This window comes from Mucilaginibacter sp. P5_A4 (assembly GCF_056400605.1).
Genome location: NZ_JBFUKX010000034.1, coordinates 49,344 through 67,938, shown reverse-complemented (window position 1 = coordinate 67,938; position 18,595 = coordinate 49,344). Strand labels below are relative to the sequence as shown.

Below are 18,595 nucleotides of genomic sequence, written 5' to 3'. Positions count from 1 at the left end.
TTATATGTGTTTACTATACTAAGTAAATCGTAGGGGCTGCAATCATCACCGATGTAAACTGTAAAACATTTATTGGTTTGTCGGGCAAGTGAGTTTAATGTTTTATCAAAAAACTCTTTTTTGTAAGCGGGAATTACGATAGCTAAATCATTCATTTTGATTTTACTTTTGCCAAAATTATTTGATATCCCAGTTTTGAAACACCCAATTCAGCAACAGGAAATTGATCGTTAAAAACTTCGATTTTTGAAAACTTATTTGTTTCCACAGTATTATTTTGAACGGGAGAGTAATTGGGTATCCCTAAAGCCTTATTCTTTATTTTATTAATTATGCGTTGTGATAGGCTAATTTTAGCTTTTGGGATTTCAATTGTGGATGGGTAAAGCTGTAAATAAATCTTTTTTATTTCAAAAAACTCTTCTAGTATTTTCTGAAATTCCGAAAATCCCCATTCCTGTATATGATAAGGATTGTCAGGTTGGAGATCAACTGGAAATGCAGATAGGGGAGTAGATATTAAAAGTAATCCGTCAACCTTTAATGAATCTTTTATGCTGACGAGGAACTTTCTATATTCAGGTAAATGTTCCACTGTCTCAAAGCTGACGGCGATATCAAATTCATTAATAATACCAAGTTCCTGCGCATTATTTTCAGTGAAAATTATATTATCACTTCCGTAACGCCAGGTAGCGTATCTTATAGCATCAGACTGAATATCGACCCCACGGACACTCTTAGCCAAACCTGCTGTGCCCATCATGTTACTTCCTTTTYCAACACCGCATGCTATATCAAGAACTTTTTTACCGTTTGTGTATTCACAGGCCAACTTATATCTCTCTGTATGTGAATTTTCTGTTCTTGCAAAAAGAAATCCGGGTACCCAACGTTCCGATGATTGTCTGAGCAGTTGATCCGCAAGCGTATTTAATTCATATTTTAAACAAAAGATTTCTTCCGCTAAATTATCTTTTTCAATCATACATTTCAGTCCAGATTTGATTTATAAATATACTACCCTGACTGGAATCAGGAAGCAAATGATTGGTTTTCGACGATACAGAAATTTCAAACTGTAATCCATGATCGTAATAATCGAAGGTTTCATAGTCATTGCCTATAAATACTTCTGTTTTGTAAACGCCTGGCTTTAAGGATAATTGACTAACCTTGCACTTTATCAAATTTTTACCGGGTCTTAATGAGAATTTTTTATTGAAGAATTTGCTGAATAATGTTAATATTCTAACATCGTTAACATTGTTTATGCCAACGCCGATATAAACATTATCTGCATGGATAGTAGATTCTATTTCCACATGAACAATCTTTGTTTTTTCTGTATAAATATCGTCACTCTCAAACTCGTCGGTTATTTTGAAATTAGAAAGCCATGCTTTTTTACCGTTACTTAAAATTTTAACGTTTTTTGAATATGTAAGATCTCTGTCATTTGAATAAATTTTCATAGCCTCATCAATGCTTCCGATTAATGAAGTCTCACCATTTTTTAAATATATTCCTTTATTACATAGTGAAATAATAGCTTGCATATTATGACTCACAAATAGCACGGTGCGGCCTTCTCCTTTGCTTACATCATTTATTTTCCCCAAACACTTTTTTTGGAATTCGGCATCGCCAACAGCCAATACTTCATCAACAATCAATATTTCCGATTCAAGGTGAGCTGCAACGGCAAATGCCAGGCGTACATACATACCCGATGAATATCGTTTTACAGGGGTATCAACGTATCTTTCAACGCCGGAGAAATCAACTATTTCATCAAATTTTCGTTTTATTTCGGCTTTACGCATGCCCAGGATAGCTCCGTTAAGGTAGATATTTTCTCTCCCGCTCAGTTCAGGGTGAAAGCCTGTCCCCACTTCCAGTAAACTGGCTATCCGGCCTTTTACTTTAACCGAACCGGTGGTAGGGGCGGTAACCCTGCTTAAAATTTTAAGCAAAGTGCTTTTACCCGCGCCATTACGGCCTATTATCCCAACGGCATCGCCCTGTTCTATTTCAAAATTGATATCTTTTAAACTCCATACAATATCACTTTCGCCCTTTTTTGACTGGTCATTAACTTCACCTATTTTTAAAAAAGGATCTTCCTTACCGCGTATTTTGGCCCAGTAGCGTTCCAGATCACGTGATAAGGTTCCGGTTCCTATTTCTCCTAACTGGTAAGCTTTCGACAGATTTTCTACTTTAATTACGGCGGGCATATATTTATACAGTATCTATAAAGGTGCGCTCAACGCGGTTAAAAATTATAATTCCAACTAAAAGTATCACAGTAGTTATTACGGTAGTAACGCCTAAAGACAGCATGGTAAAGGTCCCCTGGCCAAGGAAACCGTACCTGAAAGCTTCTATTATTGGCGTCATCGGGTTATATTCAACCATCCATTGATAATGGGGGTATTTTTCTTTTACAACTGATAAAGGGTAAATAACCGTAGTTAAATACATCATTAGCTGAATACCAAAGGTGATAAGGAAACTCAGGTCGCGGTATTTTGTGGTCATGGCTGATATGATCATGCCAAGGCCTAAACCTAACATTGCCATTAATAGCAATAAAAAAGGGAACAACAACAGGTAGGCGTTTGGATGAACATTAGCGCCTTTAATAATATAAATGCCCATCATCAGGAAAAACAGGGCCATTTGAACGGCAAAGCGGATTAAATTTGATACTACGATACTTAGCGGAACGATAAGTCGTGGGAAATACACTTTACCAAAAAGGCCTGCGTTTGCAGTAAAAACAGATGATGTTTTTGTAAGACAGTCTGCAAAATAATTCCAGGCAGTAATACCTGCCAGGTAAAACAATGGCTGTGGTAAGCCATCGGTTTTTATAGCGGCAAGGTTACCAAATACAAAAGTGTAAATAATTGTAGTGAACAATGGCTGAATGAAAAACCATAGCGGCCCCAATATGGTTTGTTTATAAAACGAAACAAAATCACGCCTTACCAATAGCATCAGCAAATCGCGGTAGTGCCATACATCATTAAGTTTTAAATCAAATAAGCTGCTGTGCGGAGTTAATTCCATATCCCACTTTTCCTCGGTTGGGGTACTCATTCGTTTAAAAGTAATTGTAATTTTTGCATGTAATCCGTTTCATTAAAATGTAATAAACATTGTTCCTGTAAGTGTTTACGTTTAAGGGTTGTTAACGGGGCTTCAAAATATGCTGTTATGTATTCATTTAGCTCGGCGGGATTGTCAGCATTAATCGCATGGCCCAGTTCGCCGTTCCTGATGGCATCGATACTGCCGTCGGCATTGCCGCAAACAACAGGCAACCCACAGGCAAGGGCTTCAATGAATACAATGCCAAAGCCCTCTTTTTTGCTCGGCAATACAAACAGGTCGGCCAGTAAAAAATGATCAACAAGTTCATCTTCTTCAATAAACCCGGTTAATATTACCTGTTCGGTTACGTTATACTGTGCTATGAGTTTTTTTATCCTGAGCTCTTCTTTTGCATCGTATTTACCGGATAAAATGTATTTAATACCTGGAAAACGTTCTTTTATATTACTTATAACTTCAATTACATGTTCGTAGCCTTTGTATTGTTCTGTTGATGCAAGGCGTGTTAAAGTAAATATAATAGGCTGATCTGCTTTTAGTTTATAACGCGCAACAAGATGTGGTGGTTTTTCGAAACCTGTGGGCAACTTCATAAAGGAATCTATTGCGTTATTTAACACCCTGCAAATATCAGCACTTACGTTGTGCTTAATTATCATTTGCTCCCTGGTAAAATTACTTACACATATTACCTTATCGCATCGGCTTAAAAGATATTTTTTAAGGAATGAAAGGGGGCGCCAAACCTCGATGCCATGGGCAATAAGCCATACCTTACATTTAGGATTTACTAATTTTATAAACAAGCCTATAACTGCCAGGTTTATGTGGCTTAAAATAATAACATCCGGCATTGTTGATTTGCTTATGGCTTTTAAAACAAAGCTGATCCGGTTAACACCAAAGCCTTTAAATGCACTTGCAGGGAGGTATTGCGTCATCAGGTCATCTTGCTTATCGTAGGCAGACCAGAGTTCAAAATTCCATTTATGGGTTTGCGCCAGTGTGTATAGTGAATGCCCCAATGTTCGGGTCATTTTCTGAATGCCACCGGTGGTAGAAAATGTTTGTAAAGTAAAAAGAACTATGTTTTTACACATGCGCTTGTATTTGGTAAAGCGCAAAGGCCTTTGACCAATGAATCTTGTTGTTACTGAATTTTTTAATGGTGTTTTGCGCCATTTTGCCGTGGTATAATGTACTATCGCTTATCGGGCTGTATTGGCTCATCCAATGTTGTAACGGGAATATAAAGCCCATTTTGGGCCTGTTCCAGACAGCTGCGGGCAGCAGGCCATTAAAGCTATCAATCAGGAGTTTTTTGGGTTGCCGGTTATTGAACCTTATATCTGGTGCTATGCTTTCAACAATGCCTGTAAAGTCTTCGTCTAAAAAAGGGACCCTAACTTCTAAGCCATGATTCATGCTCATTACATCGGTATCCCTAAGTAACTGATTTTGCATATAAAGGTTTGCTTCAAACCACGAGGCATGTTCATGATCATATGGCCCCAGATCAGGAATATCAAAACTGTTAAACAGAACATCCCGAACTTGTTTATCATCAGCATCAAGCGCTTTCGCAATATCAGCCGGCGAAAATAATCCTCTTAATAAAAGGTAATCGGCTATTGAATGGTCATTAGCTAAAAATGTAAGCTTTTTATATTGATCGGGTAATAATCCTTTAATAGCCGAAAACAGGAAAGGAGGAAGTTTTCTTAAATATCCAAGGTGCCGTATCCGGTTAAATGAGGGATAGCCACCAAAATACTCATCGGCGCCTACGCCCGATAATACCGCTTTTAAGCCATCATCATGCGCATATTTACTAATGAACCAGCTATTAATGCCATCGGTAGTTGGCATATCCATAGCATTAATGATTTGCGGAAAGAAAGTTTCAAAATCCTGCTGCCTTACTAAGTGCGAAAAATTTTGACCGCTTACCTTATCTAAAACCAAGCGTTGATATGCCTGCTCGTCGTAGTTTTTTTCGTTGAAAAATATAGATATGGTTTTAAGCTGCTCCTTTTTTTCTTTATCAGCCAATAGTGTAATAAGGCTCGAATCTATACCTCCGCTTAAAAATACACCTAATGGCGCATCCGCAATCAGCTGGCGGTTTACTGCTTTTATTAAGGCATTTTTTATCAATTGCCGTGCTTCATCAATGTTGGTGATCTGATTTTTTAATGCTGTTTGTTTGTAAGAATTGATCACATGGGTTGATGAGGCATGATTCCAGCATAAATAATGACCCTTGGGTAGGCTGTAAACATTTTTTAATGTGGTATATGGCTCTGGTATATGGCCAAATGCTAAAAGCCTTATGGGCCAGTTGGTGTCTTTTTTTGTACATATGCCTGCCGCTGTAAAAGCTCTCGTTTCTGAGGCAAAACTTAGCTGTCCATCTTCGGCTAAGTAATATACCGGTTTTATACCCGCTGTATCACGTACCAGGTAGGTAAGGTCTTTAAGGCTATCAAACAAAGCGAACGCAAACATTCCCCTGAATTTGGCGAAGGCGGCGATGCCCCATTGTAAATAGGCTGCAATTATTACTTCTGTATCAGTTACCGAATTGAATTTGGCACCATGTTTTAACAGTTCATCCTTTAATTCCCGATAATTATAAATTTCGCCGTTGAAGGTTATCCAAACTTTTTGCCCCAGATCGGCCATTGGCTGATGGCCGCTATGGCTCAAATCAATGATTGATAGCCTGCGATGTCCAAATGCAAGGTGTTTTTTTTCATCATAAAAAATACCTCCGTCATCGGGGCCGCCATGTTGCTGCGCCTTGCACATGGCTTTCACCCTTTCCTGAATAAGTTGCGGTTGTAACTGGTTATTAATTATTCCCGCAATCCGGCACATACTCTATATAAATATTCACAGCTTCGCCCCGTAAGTCACATTTTAAATTTGTAACTTATTATATAACAATGGCTTATTTTTTTTAATATAAGTCCATTTTTTATTAATTATAACCGATCTGGATCAGTTATTAGTGTCTTTTAGTTTAAACAACAATTTCAATTAAAATCTTTCAATATATGATGCCGCAACATGTACAATTATTGAGCATCCAATGCTTTCGAGCCTTAATATCAATTGCTTTTGCGACCGTTGTGATACCACTTCTCCCGTCATTCCTTTTAATGGCCCTGCTTTAAGTATAATCTTTTCTCCGGGCTGTAGGTCTTCTTCGGTAATCTCTAATTCATAAGGGCTGGCCATTAATAGCTTTAACTCGGTTATCTGGCGGTTGGGCATTGAAGCAGGCTTGCCCATGAAATACAGAAAACGGGATATGCCTTTGGTCATCAATATATTAGCCTGCTCATGTTCTGTAATGTTAACAAATACGTACGATTTAATAAAGGGTTCTTCTACCCATCTTTTGCGGTCGCTCCACTGCTTTAGCTGGCGATGCAGCGGCAGGTAAGCTTCAACGCCTTTATTTATTAATGCTTGATATGCTTTTTTTTCGGCACGTGGGTTTGTATAAACAGGATACCACTTTTTTGTTATTGCACTTGCCTTTAAATCCATGTTTTGTATTGGTGCATTTTATTTAAACCATCGCCTTATATCCCACCATTTCTTTTTGTCATCATCTACATAATAGCCGGATCCGGAGTATCCGCTATAATCAGAATAATAGTAATATCTTGCACCTGTAGTCTCGCCGGTAAATTTGGTGGTATAATATCTTGAATGTAAAAGGTCTTCTTCAAAAGCATTAAGTACAATCACCGTATTATCAAGATGATACTCTTGCGCTAGGCGTTGTGGAACTGTAGCCGCATAAAATTTTGATTTGCCCGATCGGATAACAAAAACATTGATATCACTTATTCTGATCAATGGGATAGCATCTGATACCAGTCCAATAGGGGCTGTATCGATCATTATAATATCATATTTTAATTTTAAAGCGGCAATTAAAGCAAGCATTCTGCTGCTGTGAAGCAATTCTGATGGATTTGGGGGTACTGGCCCTGAAACTATAAAATCGAGATTTTCCTGATCGGAGTGAACTATTATTTCATCCAGTGAGCTTTGGTGGGCAAGATAGTTACTTAACCCCTTGTCATTAGGTACATGAAATGTTTTATGTAGTCTTGAGCGTCTTAAATCGGCACCAATAAGTATAACTTTTTTATCAATAAGCGATAGCGTGCTTGATAAATTTACCGCCACAAATGATTTGCCTTCACCGGCAACTTCTGAGGTTATGCAAATAATTTTACTGGCTTTTTCTGATGCCAGGAAACTCAGATTAGTACGCACCGAGCGGACCGATTCGGCAAATATCGACCTGGGTTTACTCAAGGCTAAAACCTGCCTGCTGTTTTCATCAATGGGTTCGGGGTATTTTCTGATAACCCCCAATATGGGCATTGCGGTAAGGCTTTCAATGGTTTCCTTATCATAAATATAGGGGTTAAGTACCCTGATCAAAATAATAAGGCCGAGGCCTATGGCCAGGCCAAAAATAATGGCCGACCGGTGGATATCATGCTCGTTGGGTGATACAGCATTGAAATTGGGCTGCGCAAATTCAATAACCGTAGCACCCGGTAAAATACCTGCTCTGCTTATTTGTGCTTCCAGCTTTTTCTCTGATAAAAAGGAGTATACCTTATCATTTATCTCGAAATCTCTTTGCAGACTTACCAGGTCGCGCTGGGCTGCCGGCAATGCCATTAAAGTTTGGTTAACCTGCGACAACTGGTTATCGAGATACGCTATATTTTTTTCTACAGCGCTGCGGATCCCCTTTATATTATTTAAAGCGGTAAGTTTGGTTTGTAATATTTGCTGATTGATATCCTGCAGCGGCTGCGAATTTGGAGTATAAGTTTTTAATAACGATGATCGTTCAGATATTAATACATCTAACTTACTTATTAAAGCATTTAACGCAGGTAAATCGGTTCCCCCCGCGCTAAAATTCAAAGTAACATTATCTTTTTCCCTGGTTATTTGATCTCTTAGTTGATCAAGCGCTATCATCTGAATTTTTAACAGTGATCTGTTTGTTTCAATTTCTGCCGCCTTTGCGCCAGATGTAGTTGATGCCGAATTTACATCAAGTATCTTGGTTTTGTTTTTATATTTTTCTATCGAGCTTTCCGATCCTTTTACCTCGTTGGAAAGGAATGAGAGTTGACTGTCGATGAAATCGATCATCTGTGATGCCGACTGTGCTTTCTGGTTCCTGTCAAAAATCACATACTCCTTCATGATGTTGTTAAGCACATCAGCCGCAAACTGTGGGTTTGAGTCGGTTTCCTGTAACGCAATGATATTGGTGTTCTTCCCCGTTTCGCCAGCCCTTAAACCACCTTGTACTCTGCCTATATAATCTTCAGGGATATTAAAATTAAAAAGATAAATAGTGCTGTTATCAATAGCACCTGGGTATTTTATGGTAAAACTGGTATTGCCGACAGTAACCGGCATATTATAGCTGTAGTTGTTTTTAATTTCTTTTTTACCTGTTTTATAGCTGAGGCTAAAAATTTGCTTGTTAACTGGTTTATAACTTATCACATCATGATAAAAGTTTAAGCTATCAAACTTTATTAGTTGAATATTTAATGGTTTTGACGGATATGTTTCGGAGGTGCGTACACGGCCCGATATAAAGAAGCTTATCCGGTAATCCATGTCTTTAATAGCACTAAGTATTACATTTCTGCTTTGCAACACCGATGTTATACTCTGAATTTTTGATGGCCCCCGGTCGGGAACTGTCATTACAGTTATAAGATCAGAAACCTCCGACTTTTTTTCTTCAATTTTTAGTGTGCCCCCTGTTGCGTAGGTTTTTGGCGTGTACCATAAATAAGCATACGATATAATTACTGCCAACCCCACTGATGCGGCGATCCAATACCAGCGGCTCACCAGTATTTTACCTATCTTGAAATAATCGATCTCCTGGTTAGGCAGTTTTCTTTGAAATTTTTCTGTCTCTTCCATTAGCGGCGCGAAAGCGATAAAACAATTAAAGCTGTATTAAGTAAAAGTAATATTGGCTGTGTAAGGGTTGATGCATTTTGTAAATTATCATTGCGAACAGCGCGTTTGTTCTGTGATATATACACAATATCGCCATTTTGAAGGATGGCCCGCGGATCATTTATGGATTGTATATCTCTCAGGTTAATATAGGTCACCTGCGGATTTTTTTGATCGCCGCGTATAATCTTAATGTTTGTTTCATTGGCCTTATCCGTAAGGCCCCCCGCTTCACCAATCATTTCAACCAAAGTAGTATTATCTTTTACCAGAGGGAAATTCCCCTGTGCCTTAATTTCGCCAAGGAAAGTCACCTTCAGATTTGTAATTTTTAATTCAATTATAGGATCTTTTAAAAGACTTTTACGGTAAAGCTCCTCAATAAGTTTTGTAGCCTGGGCGCGTGTAAGCCCCGCTACTGTAACATGGCCAATAACCGGCAATGCTACAGTTCCCTCTTCATCAACCTGGTAGGTTTGACCGGCACCGGCATTCCCACTGCCCAATGTGTTGGATGAAGGAGCTTCATCAACCACATATTTAATGTTTTGCAGGTTCCGTATCTGCAGCATATCCTGTGGTTTAATATGGTAACTGCTTAAAACGTTATTGTTTTTTTGCGAGAGTGTATCTGTTTTGACAGTCTTTTGTTCAAAAAGAGTTTGGTACTGCCGGCCTGAGCAGGAGGATAAAATTACAACCGTTAAAAAAACAGGGAAAATGGACGTTATTATGCGCATGGGGACGAAAACTTCTGCTTAATATTATTTTTTATAATTTTGCATTAAATCCAAAAATACATAATTTGCGGGTATTAACGATTTGTATTTTCCCAATTCATAGATTTGAAGATTTCATTGGTCACCGTTGTTTATAATGCCCAGAATACCATAGCCCAATGTATCCAATCCGTTATCAGCCAAAAACATCCCGATATAGAGTACATTGTTATTGATGGCGGATCAACGGATAATACCCTTCAAATAATTGAGCAGTATCGTTCAGCAATCAGTTTTTTTGTTTCTGAACCAGACAAAGGCATTTATGATGCCATAAATAAAGGTATCAAAAAAGCAACCGGCCAGATTATCGGCACCCTGAACGCCGATGACCGCTTGGCCGATGACCAGGTTATATCGGGAGTCGCACAAGTATTTACGCAACAGGATATTGACGCCGTTTATGGGAATTTGAATTTTGTTGATGTGACCGGAAAAATAACCCGTAAGTGGGTTTCAAAACAGTGTAGAGCTAATTCCTTTAACCGGGGATTTATGCCCCCGCACCCTACATTTTATTGCAAACGTGATTTATTTAAAAAATTAGGTTTTTATAGCCTTGAATATGGTTCAGCGGYCGATTACGAATTAATGGTAAGGTTTATGCATCTGTATAAAATCAAATGTTTTTATTTAAACAAAATAATGGTTGCCATGCTGAATGGGGGGGTAAGTAATAAGAGCTTTCAAAACCGGCTCAAAGCCTGGGGCTTTGATTTAAAAGCTATGCGGAACAACGGTATCAGGTTCCCTGTGCTTACGTTGGCTTTTAAGCCAATCCGCAAAATCTTGCAATATTTTTAATTTTAAGTTTAAACCTTTGATATGCTAACCGCGTATAAAACCCTGATTGATAAACTAACTGATTAAATACCTTAATATGATTGAAATTTTACATTCGTATCATTTTATTTACAATATTTTAATAGTATTGTTTTCAATCCTGATCACTTTGCTATCCATTCCATCCATTTTACACGTTGCGCGTTCAAGGCATCTTTATGATGATGTGGGCCATTTCAGAAAGCAGCATGATCACGGTATTCCGCGTTTAGGAGGGGTGGCTATTTTTGTAAGCTTTACCATTACAATTTTGCTGTTTAGTGTCATTGATAAGGCATTACCTATCAGTTACCTGCTTTTAGCCTGTATAATTCTTTTTATTATGGGATTAAAGGACGATCTATCCGGAGTAAATTCAAGTACAAAGTTCCTTATCCAGTTTGCGGTTGCAGCTATATTAGTGCTATTTGGCGATATCCGCTTAACCAGCATGTATGGTGTATTCGGTATTTTTCATCTGCCGTATATCCCAAGCGCCATACTCTCTATACTGCTGATCATGCTAATTGTCAATTCCTTCAATTTAATAGACGGAATAGATGGCCTCGCAGCTACAACAGGTATTATTGCAAACTGCACATTTGCTTTATTATTTATGTACATTAAGCAATATGAGCTGGCGGCTATTTCATTTGCTATGGCAGGTGCTATTATTGGCTTTTTAAAGTATAATATTACACCAGCCAAAATATTCATGGGCGATACAGGTGCATTGTTAATTGGCCTTGTATCGGCAGTTATGGCCATTAAATTTATCGAGATGAGTAAAATTTCGGGCGCTGGCATCCCTGCTATAAGCTTTGCGCCTGCATTAACAATTGCTGTATTGATAGGGCCTGTTTTTGATACTTTAAGAATGTTTACACTTCGGATAGTTAGCGGAAAATCGCCATTCGATGCCGATAGGAATCACAATCATCACCGTATATTAAGGCTTGGGCTCAACCACTTACAAACTACCCTGTGCTTGTCAGTAATTAATTTTTTATCAATAGGAATGGTATTTATGTTTAGTGGCTTAAGCAATTCGCTGCTAATTGTGATCATCTTGTTATTTTCGGTAGCCTCTAACTGGATCATCACTTTTTGCCTGCGCTCAAAAGAGCGTGAAAGCCTGGCATTGCGCAATTTTTTGGCCTAAATTAATCCATATTCAATGATGGTACTTTAAGTAGTTTTAAAGTCACTAAATTTAGGTAACTATAAATAGCCATCCATCTTCATTAACTTTGCTGCCCTTATAAAACAATGATGAAGATTGCCATAAATGGATTCGGCCGCATCGGGCGCATATTTTTAAGAAATATATTATCACGCCCTGATATACAGGTAGTAGCAATTAACGACCTAACTGATACCCAAACCCTTGCTCATCTGTTTAAATATGATTCTGTACACCGGGGTTTTAAAGGCGAGGTAAGTTTTGATGCGGATAACCTGTTCATTAACGGGCAAAAAATAAAAGTATTGGCCCAACGTGATCCCCTGGCCCTGCCATGGAAAGATCTGGATATTGATTTGGTGATAGAGTCTACCGGGAAGTTTACCTCAAGACAGGGTGCTCAGCTGCATTTAACGGCAGGAGCAAAACAGGTGATCATATCCGCCCCGTCAACGGATAAAAGTGTGCCAACAGTAGTGCTGGCCGTTAATGATGGGCTGGTTGACCTTCAATCGCCAATATTGTCTAATGCGTCCTGCACTACAAATAATGTGGCTGCTATGGTAAAGATACTTGACGAAAACTGGGGTATCATTGATGGTTATATCACCACTGTGCATTCAATGACGGGCGATCAAAGCCTGCATGATACACCACATAAGGATTTGAGGCGTGCAAGAGCGGCATCGGCGTCCATTATTCCTACAACTACCGGGGCCGCCAAAGCTATTACAGCAATATTTCCCCATCTTGATGGCAGACTGGGCGGAGCAGGCATTCGTGTTCCCGTACTTAACGGCTCATTAACCGATTTTACCTGCAGCCTTAAAAAGCTACCTACTATTGACGAGATTAACTTTGCATTTAAACAGGCAGCCTGCGGCTCCATGAAACATGTACTGGAGTATACCGAAGATCCCATAGTATCAACCGATATATTGGACAACCCTCACAGTTGTATTTTTGATGCTCAGCTTACCTCAATAGTAGGCGGTTTGGTTAAAGTTGTAGGTTGGTATGACAATGAAATGGGGTATAGCAGCCGCCTTGCGGATCTGGTTGAGAAAATTGCCAAATTAAAAAGTGCGATGGCTTAAATAGTTCAATTTTATTAGCTAAACTACATGATAAAATTTACTGAGGTTGAGGATCTTTTAGCCATTCGCAATGAAGTATTACGCGAGGGCAGACTTACTTTAAATGAATGCCGTTTCCCCACCGATAAAATAGAAGGGGCCTTCCATTTAGGGTTTTATAAAGATGATGAACTGGCATGTATAGTATCATTCCATCCCCAAACTTATGGCGAGTTTGCAGGAATGGGTTACCAGTTGCGTGGCATGGCAACCATTGAAAAATACAGGGGGCTGGGTTTAGGTAATCAACTGGTAAATTTCGCACTTACCTACCTGCGTGGCCAAAAGGTAAATTATGTTTGGTGTAATGCCCGCAAAAAAGCTGTCCCATTTTATCATAATACTGGTTTCGAGATCGTCTCGGCCGAATTTGAAGTGCCCGGAATTGGGCCACATTATGTGATGTATGTTAAATTAAGATGAAGTTTTAGGCGAAAAAGAATACCTTTTTTACTTTTTCGTTAAGAATTTAGAATAAAATGCTGAATTTGCGGCCCTCACATATAATGACCCATATAATCATATGAAAACTGTAGATCAAATTAGTTTCGCAGGCAAAAAAGCCCTAATCAGGGTTGATTTTAATGTGCCCTTGGATAAAAACTATAAAATTACTGATGATAACCGGATGACGGCGGCATTGCCCACTATAAAAAAGATTTTAAAAGATGGCGGCAAAGTTATCCTGATGTCGCACCTGGGCAGACCGAAAAGCGGGCCTACAGAAGAATTTTCATTAAAACATGTTGTGCCTCATTTATCCGATTTGTTGGGGCAGCAGGTTGAGTTTGCTGATGATTGTATTGGCGCGCAGGCAGTTGAAAAAGCTAAGAATTTGGGTAACGGCGAAGTGTTGTTATTAGAAAATCTTCGTTTTTACAAGGAGGAAGAAAAAGGCGATGTAGCCTTTGCCGAAAAATTATCGAAATTAGGTGATATATACGTAAACGACGCGTTTGGTACTGCTCACCGCGCGCACGCTTCAACGGCAATTATAGCACAGTTTTTTCCTGATGCCAAATACTTTGGTTACCTGATGGCAGCCGAACTGGCTAATGCCGAAAAGATCTTGAACGGAGCTGCAAAACCTTTTACTGCTATTATGGGTGGTTCTAAGGTTTCTGATAAGATCCAACTGATAGAAAGATTGCTGGATAAAGTAGATAACCTGATTATTGGTGGCGGCATGGCTTACACCTTTGCTAAAGCAGATGGAGGTAGTATTGGTACATCGCTTGTTGAAGCCGACAAACTTGATCTTGCCATAAGCCTGGTACAAAAAGCTAAAGAAAAGGGTGTAAAACTCTATCTGCCTGTAGATAATGTGGTCGCCGATGCTTTTTCAAACGAAGCAAAAACCGATGTTGCTAAAACCGGTCAAATTCCAGACAATTGGATGGGATTGGATATTGGTCCTGAAACGGTAAAATTATTCAGCAAAGTAGTTGAAGAATCAAAAACCATTTTATGGAATGGCCCAATGGGGGTATTTGAAATGGAAACATTTTTGGTTGGCACCAAAGCAATAGCCGAGGCTGTAGTAAAAGCAACAGAAAACGGAGCATTCTCATTAATTGGTGGTGGTGATTCTGCAGCGGCGGTTGCTAAATTTAACCTTACTGATGAGGTTAGCTATGTATCAACCGGTGGTGGCGCACTGCTGGAGTATATGGAAGGCAAAGAATTACCGGGTGTGAAGGCTATTAACGACTAACTGATCATAACGAGTTAGTGAGTATAACCATTTAGTGCTCAAATGGATTATACCTTGGTGGTATATAGGTATCCACTTGTTTTATTTATCATATTAAAAAAGGACTTTTCAAGTAGTTGATAGCTGCCCGAAAAGTCCTTTTTAGGTTTAGTTTATTTTAACTGATGATACCACATCATTCGCATTGGGCAATAGGGTAGTAAAGTTTGAGGTGTTTGATGTACGTATCCATGAAGTACCTAAAAAGTTATTGCTGCTGTACATGGTCACTGTCCATCCGGCCGGTACTTTCATTGAGGACGCCCAGTTGTCAACAAAGCCATAAGCCTGTAGCTGAGCCAGGGTGTAATTGCCCTTTGGTATATTCCCTGTTGCTGTACCGGTATAATTAATATTCTGGTAAAAATTAACCCCAGCAGCAGGTGTTCCTGTATTAAAAGTGGTAGCCTTGCCATAAAGCGCATTTGATACGCTGCTTAAGTAAGTATGCGTGTCGGCATTTGGCAGGTTGTAATACAGGTAAATGCCATAGTTATTGTTTACCGTTTGTGTAGCCAGTGATGCAGCAGTTGATGAGCTAGTGCTTTGAATATTAATGGCCGCCGGCCCAAGGTTGCTTGCCACAAGCCCTGGTACTGCTGGTACCGAGTAGGTGCCATAAATGGCGTTCCAGCTGTAATCAACCTTTGAGCCTACGGTTACACCATTAAAGCTTAAACGAGATGCCGCTGGTCCGTAAAAGTAAAATGAAATGATTTTTGTAGGCATCAACTGGCGTAGTGCGGTAACCAAATAAACAAATGAGCTTGAATTAGGTTGCCCGGTTCCGTTGTTGCCGTAATCAGCGTATTCATCATCAAAGTCAATTCCATCCAGTCCGTAAGTTGTAACCGCGTCGCTCAGTAATTGTGCATATGCGGTAGCGGATGCCTGATCGGGAAAGTTACAAATACCGGCGCCCTGGTGGTTTCCTAAAATTGATAGCAGTACTTTTATACCTTTAGCCTGTAAGGGTTGTATATAGGTTGCCTTATTGCTTAGTACATTGGTTACCTGTGTATTAAAAAATAGTTCGGCTTTTTGGGTTGTAGTATTGTAATTGATATTAGCGGCAAATATAATGGCAATATCAAACAACTGCTCACCGGTTGAAAGGTAGTAATTGCCCACGTTACGGATATCATTATTATTCACCTCCACATAGCAAACACCCTTTGGTCCGCTTACACCAATAGCATTGGTATTGAGTTTTGAGGTGGAGTTTGATTTGATCGATTCGGCAGGAGCGGGTGCGCTTTCTTTTTTACAGGCCGAGGTAATAAGTAGCAGTAAGCCAAATAAGGCGGTTAATGTTTTGTGTAGCGGTAAATTAAAATTTGTTCTCATAGTTTTTGGTTGTTTTTAATTTGACAAATAAAAATGTAGAAGCTCGTTTAACATTCGGTTGATTCATAGGCATGTTTTCAATTGGTTATTAATATGGAGGTATCTATAAAAGAGGGTAAGCCAAGGCCATAGCACGGTTAGTGGCATAGTATTGTTTTTTTATTATGGTATTTAGGCAGCCGTATACATTGGGGGATTTGTATATGGGGGATATTGGTTTATAAAGTGATAGAAAATCAATCGGTATAACTTGCACACAAGTTAATTATTATTTATAAAATAAATATTGATTTATAAAAAATATATTAATAGTTTATTTTGAAAATATTGGCCATGGGCTTTGTAACAAAGCAGTGGGAATCCATAAATCCGGTAGTACCGAGGTTGTCCTTTTTATTTTATTCAATTACTTTTAAACAATAATCATTTAATATGAAAAAAAGTCTACTTATAGTTGTTTGCTTTTTACTTTCAGCTTGCTGTCTGCAGGCTCAGCCTAAAGGCCCTGATGCTGATTATGTAAAAGCCAATTACAGTAAATATGAGTACCAGGTGCCCATGCGCGATGGCAAAAAGCTGTTCACATCGGTATATGTGCCAAAAGATCAAACCAAAAAATACCCTGTCATGATGGATAGAACCCCCTATAGTGTTGCCCCTTATGGTGCTGATGCTTATAAAGGTAGTTTAGGCCCGTCATCGTTGTTTGTGCACGATGGTTACATTTTTGTTTACCAGGACGTGCGCGGTCGTTGGATGAGCGAGGGTATCTACGAAGAAATGACACCTGAAAAAGAAGTGCATAAAACCAAAAACGATGTGGATGAAGGTACCGATACCTATGATACCATCAATTGGCTGCTAAAAAATGTGCCCAACAATAATGGTAAGATTGGCGTATGGGGAATTTCATATCCCGGCTTTTATACTACTACAGCGCTGCTGAGTCGTCACCCTGCATTGGTAGCCGCATCTCCGCAGGCGCCTATTGCCGATCTTTACCGGGATGACGCTTTTCATAATGGCGCATTTATGCTGGTGGCCAATTTTGGCTTTTACCCGGGCTTTACAAACAGGCAGGATGATAAACCAACCCAGCGTCGCGGATCGCGATTTGATGCCGGTACCGAAGATGGCTACGATTTTTTCCTGCGGATGGGTTCGGTAAAAAACTCAAACGATAAATATTATAAAGATACCATCCGTTTATGGAACGAGATGCTTGATCATCCCAATTATGACCAGCATTGGAAGGACCGAAATGTACTTTATCACCTGCACGATATTAAAACCGCGGTACTGGTTACCGGAGGATGGTACGATGCCGAGGACCTGTACGGCGCAATTAATACCTACAAAACGTTGGTTAAGGAAAACCCTAAAACCCCGGTTTACTTTACCATGGGCCCCTGGGTACATGGTGGCTGGGCGCGTGGTGATGGTGACCATTTAGGTGATGTTAGTTTTGGCGGCCCGACCGGTCCGTTCTACCGTGAAAAAATTGAGTTCGCTTTTTTTAGTCATTATTTAAAAGGGACCGATTTGAACCTGGAGCCAATATCAACCTTTGAAACCGGTGTTAACCAATGGAAAACCTATAAAACATGGCCGCCAAAAGAGGCCAGCGAAAAGAATTTATACTTGCTGCCCGGTGGCAAATTATCATTTGATGCTCCTGCTACAGGTGAAAGCTTTGATGAATTTGTATCAGATCCCAATAAACCGGTACCATTCATCAATACCATTGATAATGGCATGAAACGCGAATACATGACCGGCGACCAGCGTTTTGCTTCGCAAAGGCCGGATGTTTTAACCTACGAAACAGATATATTGGACAAGGACCTTACGCTTGCCGGAAACATCTGGGCCAACCTTAAAGTATCAACCACGGGTACCGATGCAGATTGGGTGGTTAAGGTTATTGATGTGTACCCCGATTCAACCAAAAACAATAAGTTTACCGGTAAGGAAGTTTACCTGTCTGGTTACCAGCAAATGGTACGCAGCGAGGCTATGCGTGGTAAGTTTCGCAACGGCTTTGATAAACCGGAGCCATTTGTGCCAGGCAAAATAACCCCGGTTAACTTTGAGCTGCAGGATGTGCTGCATACTTTCAAAAAAGGGCATAGGCTAATGGTACAGGTACAAAGCACCTGGTTTCCGCTTATCGACAGGAACACCCAACAGTTCCAGGACATTATGAAAGCTAAAGACATCGACTTTAAAAAGGCCACCCACAAGGTATACACCTCCAAAAATGAACCGAGCTTTTTGAAAGTTAGGGTGATGGAATAGATTATTTAAATAATAACGAAGCATACTGAGCAGTGAAATTCCGCGGAACTTTGCTGGAGAAATGATACTTTAAAAAGGCGGTGTAATCTGTAGCATTTCTCCCATGTAAGCCGTAATA

At 39.5% G+C, this 18,595-nt stretch carries 16 protein-coding genes; 6 read left to right on the top strand and 10 right to left on the bottom strand.

Annotation, left to right across the window (positions count from 1 at the left end; all coding sequences use genetic code 11):
* The 9 genes from AC1DQW_RS18785 to AC1DQW_RS18745 form a co-directional block, all read right to left on the bottom strand.
* Positions 1-155: glycosyltransferase family 2 protein (locus tag AC1DQW_RS18785; protein WP_477455480.1), on the bottom strand; the 155-nt coding region annotated here is incomplete at its 3' end.
* Positions 152-988 (bottom strand): class I SAM-dependent methyltransferase, encoded by an 837-nt coding sequence (locus AC1DQW_RS18780; RefSeq protein WP_477455478.1) that lies wholly within the window; start codon positions 986-988, stop codon positions 152-154. The genes AC1DQW_RS18780 and AC1DQW_RS18785, both read right to left, overlap by 4 nt.
* Positions 981-2,240, bottom strand: coding sequence for an ABC transporter ATP-binding protein (locus AC1DQW_RS18775; RefSeq protein ID WP_477455477.1), 1,260 nt, complete (start codon positions 2,238-2,240; stop codon positions 981-983). Before AC1DQW_RS18775 ends, AC1DQW_RS18780 begins: the two co-directional genes overlap by 8 nt.
* A 4-nt stretch (positions 2,241-2,244) precedes the next feature.
* On the bottom strand, positions 2,245-3,108 hold the full coding sequence (locus AC1DQW_RS18770) for an ABC transporter permease (protein ID WP_477455476.1): 864 nt from the start codon (positions 3,106-3,108) through the stop codon (positions 2,245-2,247).
* Positions 3,105-4,223: a glycosyltransferase family 4 protein gene (locus AC1DQW_RS18765; RefSeq protein WP_477455475.1), complete on the bottom strand. Its 1,119-nt coding sequence runs from the start codon at positions 4,221-4,223 to the stop codon at positions 3,105-3,107. The genes AC1DQW_RS18770 and AC1DQW_RS18765 overlap by 4 nt, the downstream gene beginning before the upstream one ends.
* The gene (gene asnB, locus AC1DQW_RS18760; protein ID WP_477455474.1) at positions 4,216-6,003 is read right to left on the bottom strand and encodes an asparagine synthase (glutamine-hydrolyzing); all 1,788 of its coding nucleotides are present in this window, start codon (positions 6,001-6,003) and stop codon (positions 4,216-4,218) included. The genes AC1DQW_RS18765 and asnB overlap by 8 nt, the downstream gene beginning before the upstream one ends.
* A 162-nt stretch (positions 6,004-6,165) precedes the next feature.
* Complete coding sequence (locus tag AC1DQW_RS18755) at positions 6,166-6,681, bottom strand: UpxY family transcription antiterminator (protein WP_477419895.1); 516 nt, start codon at positions 6,679-6,681, stop codon at positions 6,166-6,168.
* A gap of 18 nt (positions 6,682-6,699) precedes the next feature.
* Positions 6,700-9,120, bottom strand: coding sequence for a GumC family protein (locus tag AC1DQW_RS18750; RefSeq protein ID WP_477455473.1), 2,421 nt, complete (start codon positions 9,118-9,120; stop codon positions 6,700-6,702).
* Positions 9,120-9,899 (bottom strand): polysaccharide biosynthesis/export family protein, encoded by a 780-nt coding sequence (locus AC1DQW_RS18745; protein WP_477455472.1) that lies wholly within the window; start codon positions 9,897-9,899, stop codon positions 9,120-9,122. Before AC1DQW_RS18745 ends, AC1DQW_RS18750 begins: the two co-directional genes overlap by 1 nt.
* A 105-nt stretch (positions 9,900-10,004) precedes the next feature.
* On the opposite strand from AC1DQW_RS18745, the gene AC1DQW_RS18740 reads away from it, so the two are divergent.
* The 5 genes from AC1DQW_RS18740 to AC1DQW_RS18720 all read left to right on the top strand — a co-directional run bounded on the left by AC1DQW_RS18740 (position 10,005) and on the right by AC1DQW_RS18720 (position 14,793).
* Positions 10,005-10,742, top strand: coding sequence for a glycosyltransferase family 2 protein (locus tag AC1DQW_RS18740; protein ID WP_477455471.1), 738 nt, complete (start codon positions 10,005-10,007; stop codon positions 10,740-10,742).
* 76 nt (positions 10,743-10,818) lie between these two features.
* The gene (locus tag AC1DQW_RS18735) at positions 10,819-11,922 is read left to right on the top strand and encodes an MraY family glycosyltransferase (protein ID WP_477455470.1); all 1,104 of its coding nucleotides are present in this window, start codon (positions 10,819-10,821) and stop codon (positions 11,920-11,922) included.
* A gap of 110 nt (positions 11,923-12,032) precedes the next feature.
* Complete coding sequence (gene gap, locus AC1DQW_RS18730; RefSeq protein ID WP_477455479.1) at positions 12,033-13,040, top strand: type I glyceraldehyde-3-phosphate dehydrogenase; 1,008 nt, start codon at positions 12,033-12,035, stop codon at positions 13,038-13,040.
* Between the two features lie 27 nt (positions 13,041-13,067).
* Positions 13,068-13,502, top strand: coding sequence for a GNAT family N-acetyltransferase (locus AC1DQW_RS18725; RefSeq protein WP_477455469.1), 435 nt, complete (start codon positions 13,068-13,070; stop codon positions 13,500-13,502).
* Between the two features lie 100 nt (positions 13,503-13,602).
* Positions 13,603-14,793, top strand: a complete 1,191-nt coding sequence (locus AC1DQW_RS18720; protein ID WP_477455468.1) for a phosphoglycerate kinase — start codon at positions 13,603-13,605, stop codon at positions 14,791-14,793.
* 147 nt (positions 14,794-14,940) lie between these two features.
* Here the strand turns inward: AC1DQW_RS18720 and AC1DQW_RS18715 are convergent, their stop codons facing one another.
* On the bottom strand, positions 14,941-16,179 hold the full coding sequence (locus tag AC1DQW_RS18715) for an endo-beta-N-acetylglucosaminidase H (protein WP_477455467.1): 1,239 nt from the start codon (positions 16,177-16,179) through the stop codon (positions 14,941-14,943).
* 432 nt (positions 16,180-16,611) lie between these two features.
* Between AC1DQW_RS18715 and AC1DQW_RS18710 the strand changes: the two genes are divergently transcribed.
* Positions 16,612-18,477 (top strand): CocE/NonD family hydrolase, encoded by a 1,866-nt coding sequence (locus AC1DQW_RS18710; RefSeq protein WP_477455466.1) that lies wholly within the window; start codon positions 16,612-16,614, stop codon positions 18,475-18,477.
* Positions 18,478-18,595: the final 118 nt, after the last annotated feature.